Source organism: Fibrella arboris (assembly GCF_041321095.1).
GTDB classification, from domain to species: domain Bacteria; phylum Bacteroidota; class Bacteroidia; order Cytophagales; family Spirosomataceae; genus Fibrella; species Fibrella arboris.
This window is the reverse complement of the sequence record NZ_JBGGWE010000030.1, coordinates 1-6675: the sequence shown is the minus strand read 5'-3', so window position 1 is coordinate 6675 and position 6675 is coordinate 1. Positions and strand designations below refer to the sequence as shown.

6 protein-coding genes are annotated in these 6675 nt (G+C 48.7%); all 6 read left to right on the top strand.

What is annotated here, in order from left to right; translation table 11 throughout:
• Positions 1–222: type II toxin-antitoxin system RelE family toxin (locus ACAW75_RS26035; protein ID WP_370731720.1), on the top strand; the 222-nt coding region annotated here is incomplete at its 5' end.
• Positions 223–993: 771 nt separating this feature from the next.
• Positions 994–1755 (top strand): IS5 family transposase, encoded by a 762-nt coding sequence (locus ACAW75_RS26030; RefSeq protein ID WP_370731719.1) that lies wholly within the window; start codon positions 994–996, stop codon positions 1753–1755.
• A gap of 131 nt (positions 1756–1886) precedes the next feature.
• Positions 1887–2579 carry a homing endonuclease associated repeat-containing protein gene (locus ACAW75_RS26025; protein WP_370731718.1) on the top strand — a complete coding sequence of 231 codons (693 nt, stop codon included), beginning with the start codon at positions 1887–1889 and terminating at the stop codon, positions 2577–2579.
• A gap of 1496 nt (positions 2580–4075) precedes the next feature.
• Complete coding sequence (locus ACAW75_RS26020; RefSeq protein WP_370731717.1) at positions 4076–4522, top strand: DUF6934 family protein; 447 nt, start codon at positions 4076–4078, stop codon at positions 4520–4522.
• 13 nt (positions 4523–4535) lie between these two features.
• Positions 4536–4697 carry a hypothetical protein gene (locus tag ACAW75_RS26015; RefSeq protein WP_370731716.1) on the top strand — a complete coding sequence of 54 codons (162 nt, stop codon included), beginning with the start codon at positions 4536–4538 and terminating at the stop codon, positions 4695–4697.
• A 1259-nt stretch (positions 4698–5956) separates the two neighbouring features.
• Positions 5957–6544, top strand: coding sequence for a hypothetical protein (locus ACAW75_RS26010; protein ID WP_370731715.1), 588 nt, complete (start codon positions 5957–5959; stop codon positions 6542–6544).
• Positions 6545–6675 lie beyond the last annotated feature (131 nt).

Below are 6675 nucleotides of genomic sequence, written 5' to 3'. Positions count from 1 at the left end.
AAGAAGATCCAACAGCAACTTATCAAAGCGATTAGCCGGTTAGGGGAGTCCCCGCGCTCAGGTAACATCAAGCAACTCAACGGCTATGACAAACTATTTCGACTTCGGAGTGGTGATTATCGGATTGTTTACACAATCGAAGATGATGTAATCATCGTTACGATTGTCGCCGTTGGACCACGCAAGGATATATATGACTTGTTAAAGCGCCGAGTAGATTAGAATCGTTAGTCAGCTCTGCTTGGTCCACTTACCTCGGACAGGAATCACTCGGAGTAGGCCAGCGGAATCACCCAACAAAGGCAAAGTTGAAAAGGTCGAACGTACCTGAGTTTGCTCCATCTTGTGGTACGCCATCAGCCTTTGCAGGCGTTGGGTGACCCGTTCAAGTCAGTGGGTATTTTACGTATCGGTCGACAGGATAACGAATTGATAATGAGCGTTTGTTTGCTGGTTTGCGGCGTCTTGGTCGACAGGTCAATCACCGCTTGACAGCACGTTTCAGTCGGCTTGCCACCTGCCCGGCGACAGGCTTTTCACCGCTGGACAGCACGTTGTGAAAAACGTCACGGCCGACAAAGTAACGCACCTACGAAAGCACGTTGACAGCCTGGTCTGCGAGTTTTCTGCCCGGACGCGGGACCGCTCTCTCGGCTTGTTTGGTTGTGTGCGTTGTTGGTTAGCGTTGCTTGGTCCACTCGCGGTGGACAGGACACAGCCCGTCGCACTACGGCATCACCTAACAAGGGCAAGGTTGCAAAGGTGTACCGTAGCTGATGGTGGCTTATCTTGTGGTGCACCATCAGCCCTTGCGGTCGTTGGGTGGCCCGTCCAAGTCGGTGGGCGTTTCACGTTACGTGCGACAGGATAACTAATTGATAGTGAGCGTTGTTCGTGGGTTTGCCACGTACCTGCCGACAGGCTAAGAGCGTGTTTGGGAATTGAGAAAGGTTGAGAGTCGTGCCAACTTTGTGGTCGCCAAACTACAAAGTCATGACCAAACAGTGGAAGCCACTGACCGACCCTCAATGGGCCGCAATTTCGCCTTTTTTCAATCTCAAACGCAAGCGTAAACACAACCCGCGCCAGATGATCAACATTATTTTGTGGCTTTTGCGAACGGGCTGCCAGTGGCGAAATCTGCCTGAGGAATGGCCCAACTGGCAGGCCGTTTACTATTACTTCGACCAGTGGAAGCAAGATGGCACCTTTGAGCGAATCAACGTAGCCTTGAATCAATTAGACCGTAAACGAGTCGGTAAAGAAGCCCATCCGTCTGTTTTATGCATTGATGCACAAAGTGTTAAGTTAAGTCCCATGATTTGTGAATACCGGGGTATGGACGTTAATAAACGCGTTAACGGGCGCAAACGCGAGTTTGTGGTCGACACCGATGGCCGCTTATGGGTGGTCGACGTACACGCGGCCAATGAAGCGGAAGGCCCGGCGGCCGTCTTCCTGATTGGCACCATACTTTGGCGGGCTGGGGACCGGTTGGAGAAGATCTATGGCGATCAGGCTTACAACGGGGTATTTGCTCAGGCGTTGGCTGAGTGGAGCATCGATTTCGAGAAGGCTTCGCGACCTGAATCGGCCCGAGGTTTTGTGCCTGTTGCTAAGCGATGGGTCGTTGAACGAAGCATCGCTTGGACGAATTTTTTCCGGCGCATTGTCAAAGACTACGAGTATACGCTATCATCTTCGGTGAGTTGGTTGTATTTAGCCAACATTCAGATTATGCTTCAACGCCTTTGACTGCTTCACCAAATATAATTCCCCAACACGTTCTAAAGTCTGGTAGACAGAACGCAAAAAAAGCATTTTGGCCGACATATTAGGAATCTTGACAGGTAATTTGGCTCGACAGAAAACTTTATAAAATGGTAATGAAATATCAACTAAAAGATTTCCATAGAAATATTCTAGATGATGAATTATTGGAGGATTTAAAGCAAATAGCGATCAAACTCGGGAAAAATTCTATTTCTTCAAGGGAGTATAATGACAATGGGTCAAAATATACGGCTGGTACAATTGGTGTAAGATTTGGTAGTTGGAACAATGCTCTAATGAAAGCGGGTTTGCAGCTAGTTCAGCAACGTGAAGTTGAAACTGAGGAATTACTCGAAAATCTTGAGCAAGTTTGGGTTAGTATTGGCCGACAGCCAACATTTAGGGATATGAAAACCCCTATTTCAAAATATTCAGTGCATCAATATTTGACAAAGTTTGGGACTTGGCGAAATGCCCTTGAAGCCTTTATCAGGCATGTAGATTCAGCCAATGAGATTGGTCAAAATAACTCAAATTCAACTGAAGTTATCGCTAAGCTTCTACCAAACGAAACACCTGTTTTCAAACACAGGACAAATAGGTTTCCGAGTGAGCGATTAAAAGTCCAAGTTTTAATGAGAGACGGAAATAAATGCAGACTTTGTGGTATTACCGTCACAGGCGAAAATATACATTTTGACCATGTAAAGCCTTGGTCAAAGGGAGGGGAGACAGTCTTGGAAAATTTACAAGTATTGTGTGCTACTCATAATCTCGCAAAAGGTAATATAGATTATAATCCCTAAAAGTAGTCTGGCTCTGCTTTGGCGTGTTACCTCGGACAGGAAACACTCGGAGCGTTCAACGCGGCAGCCCAACAGGCAGAGGGTGTAAAGGTTGTAACGTACCTGTGTTTTCGCTTATCTTTCGTTCACCATCAGCCCTTGCGGTTGTTGGGTGACCCGTTCATGCAAGTGGGCGTATCACGTATCGGTCGACAGGTTAACATATTGATAGTGAGCGTTCCTTTGCTGGCGTTTCGCGTCTCGGTCGACAGGTGAATCACCACTCGACAGCGCGTTTTGGTTGGTTTGCCACGTACCTGGCGACAAGCCAAACCACCGTGGACAGCACGTTGACAAATGCGTTCCGACAGACACGACAACGTACCTGAGAGCCACCGTTCGACAGCCTAGTCTGTTGGCTTCGGCCCGGACGCGGGACCGCTCTCTCGGCTTGTTTGGTTTTGTGCCGCACCGGCGGACCGGTTGTTGGTCAGCTCTGCGGGGTTCACTTACCTCCGACAGGAATCTGTCGGGTAGCTCAATGTGGCAGCCCAACAGACAGGGGGTGTAAAGGTAGCCACGTACCTGAGTTTGGCTTAACTTGTGGCCACCATCAGCCCCCTGGGGTGTTGGGTGCTTCAATCATGTCAGTGGGTATTTTACGTATCGGTCGACAGGATAACGTGTTGATAATGAGCGTTTGTTTGCTGGTTTGCGGCGTCTTGGTCGACAGGTCAATCACCGCTTGACAGCACGTTTCAGTCAGCTTGCCACCTGCCCGGCGACAGGCTTTTCACCGCTGGACAGCACGTTGTGCAAAACGTCACGGCCGACAAAGTAACGTACCTACGAAAGCACGTTGACAGCCTGGTCTGCCCGTTTTCGGCCTCTCTCGGCTTGTTTGGTTGTGTGCCGCACCGGCGGACCGGTTGTTGGTCAGCTCTGCGGGGTCCACTTACCTCGGACAGGAAACTGTCCGGCTAGCCTGAGGGGCACCCAACACGAACAAGGGTGAAAAGGTCAGCGGCATGTTGTTTGCGTTCAGTAGAGTTTTGGCCATCAGCCCTTGTGGTCGTTGTGCGAGATGCCCCCTACCTGCCCTTGCTTTTGTCCTATTTTTGGGCTAGCTTGTGGGCGCGGGCAGCTCGCTGTCAAGGGAACACAAGCTAGCCCAAAAATGCACGGCCATCGCGTCAGCCCATCCCCCGGATTCGATGGGTGTACACTAAAGCCAAGGTTGGTCGAGACCGGGGGACCGTCGGCACAACAGAGCAAGGGTGAACACTCCCTATCGGTCGCGTCAGCCCTTGCAGGAGTTGGGCGATTCGTGCATGTAAGTGGGTGTTTCACGTCACCGGCGATAAGATAAATAATTGATTATTAGTGCTCTTTTGTTGGTGTTCCGCGCTTCGTGCGACAGGTGAATCACTGTTCGACAGCTCGTTGACAAATGCGTTTGAGCCGGTATCAGATACGGCAACATGGCTTGTTTGGCAATTGAGTTATATTTACAGCTTATGAAGCTTGATAAATACTCGCTCAAAGCGGAGCAAAGCTTAACCGTTTTCGAATTCGTTAGCGAAGGGCCAAAGGGCATGATTCGTAAACTCATTCAGTTCCAGCAAACAAACCGACCTAACTTATATAATCTTGCTTTTGGTGATAAAAATGCACAAACTGGCGAGATTGATGATTTAGTAATCTCAAACAATGGCGATACGGATAAAGTATTAGCAACCGTTGTAGCTGCCTTGTATGCGTTTTTTGAGAAGTACCCGGATGCCTATGTGTATGCTACTGGTAGTACCGTTGCCCGGACAAGGCTCTACCGCATGGGCATCACTCGTTTTTACGATGAGGTTGTGGAAGACTTTGACTTATACGGTCAGGTAGGAGACGAATTTGTGGTTTTTGAAGTTGGTAAAGAGTATGATGGTTTCATTGCGCAACGCCGATTAAGTTAAAACTCTGCATACTATGAAAAGCGTACAAGAACTGAATAACAGCAAAGCACCCATCGTTAGTATTGACTCGTCGTTAGATCAGTACCGGGGCCAAATTCTTTTCCCTGAGAAGCTAGCAAAAGCCAATGCCCTTCTGAAAGGGGTTAAGCTGCCTCCTCGAAAGGAAAAACAGTAACAGGCTATCCATTAAGTTTTGCTCTGCGGGGTCCACTTACCTCAGACAGGAAACACTCGGTGCGTTCAACGCGGCACCCAACGAAGCAGAGGGTGTAAAGGTTGTCATGTACCTGAGTTTTAGCTTATCTTTCGTTCACCATCAGCCCTCTGGGGCGTTGGGTGATTCGTTCATGCAAGCGGGTATTTTACGTAACGGGCGACAGGATAACAAATTGATAATGAGCGTTCTTCGTGGGTTTGCCACGCATCTGTTGACAATTTAATTACCGTTGGACAGCACGTTTTTTGCTGGCGTTTTGCGTCTGGTTGGACAGGTCAGTAACCGTCTGACAGAACGTCGACAAAGGCGTATCGTGCGACACAGGAACGTACCGCTGCGGCGGACCGTCTGAGTGGTCACGACCAACAGCCTCGGCTCGACAGTTCGCGGCCTCTCTCGGCTTAATCGGATTGTGCCGCACCGGCGGACCGGTTGTTGGTCAGCTCTGCGGGGTCCACTTACGGGGGACAGGAATCACGCGATTAGGCCAGTGCGGCAGCCCAACCAAACAAGGGTGAAAAGGTCAAGGCTGTGTATCTTGCGTTCAGTAGTGTTTCGGCCATCAGCCCTTGTTGGCGTTGGGTGCTTCAATCATGTCAGTGGGTATTTTACGTATCGGTCGACAGGATAACGTGTTGATAATGAGCGTTTATTTGTTGGTTTGCGGCGTCTTGGTCGACAGGTCAATCACCGCTTGACAGCACGTTTCAGTCAGCTTGCCACCTGCCCGGCGACAGGCTTTTCACCGCTGGACAGCACGTTGTGCAAAACGGCACGGCCGACAAAGTATCGTACCTACGAAAGCACGTTGACAGCCTGGTCTGCCCGTTTTCGGCCTCTCTCGGCTTGTTTGGTTGTGTGCGTTGTTGGTCAGCTTTGCGGGGTCCACTTACCTCGGACAGGAAAGTGGTCGAGTAGGCCAATGCCGCATCCCAACAAAGACAAGGGTGAAAAGGTCAAAGGCACGTATCTTTCCGTAAGTAAAGCAACTCCCATCAGCCCTTGTGGGTGTTGGGTGTCCGCTCACCAAATGCTTGTAAATCAGCAGCTTGGCGACAGGCAGCGCGTCCCAGAGGTCAGATTTTGGCTTGCATTTCCAGTGTCCGGGCGACAGGTTGCAACCCGTAGAGGTCAGGCTTTATTCTGGTTCGGCGGGTTTCGGTTGACACAGGGTACGCCTGTCGCTGGTAATGTTTGTCAACAGTAAAAAAGATTATATGGCTGTCTGGCTTCTTGTTTGGGGTAAAAACACGATTGGCGATATTCAAGAAACCGCCCAATTTCTGACAAGCCAAACGATAGATATTCCACTCGATCTGGACTTTCTGTCAAAAATTAACCTCATTAATCCTCAAAATGAAATCGTTGCAATAGACACCGTTTACAGAAAGGAGTTATGGGAGGTGAAGATTAAAAAGGATGTGATTCAATTATCATACGATTTGCCGTGCAGTAATGGGCATCACTACACGTACCCACACTGGCGGTTTTCGGTATACTTTTTTAAAGACATAATCAGCTTTAGTGGTTCGTATCTGCACTTTTCAAGCTGGTATGAGATTTGTCTTAATGAAAATTTAAAAAACGGTTGGCTGTCTGTTATAAGAGCAATTTACCGTTACTTGAATACTGAAAAAATAATCTTCTTTACGGAGTGGGGATTTGGTTGGGAAGATGCAGAGAGTTTTGATGAGTTGAGAGATTACGTTACCCAAAATCCAGAAAGAGTGGCTGACAATTTGAGTGCTTTAGAAAATACGGAGAAGTTGTACTTTGAAACGCTCATAAACACGACAAATCTATGAAACGCCATTTATTGAGATGTGAGTAGGTTCATAAAGATGCTTTCTTTTTTAGGTATGGCAACTTACACACCTGCTGACTACGAACTGCTGCGACGGCGTTGTGCCGCTCTCAAAGAGCAGAACTGGCCCCA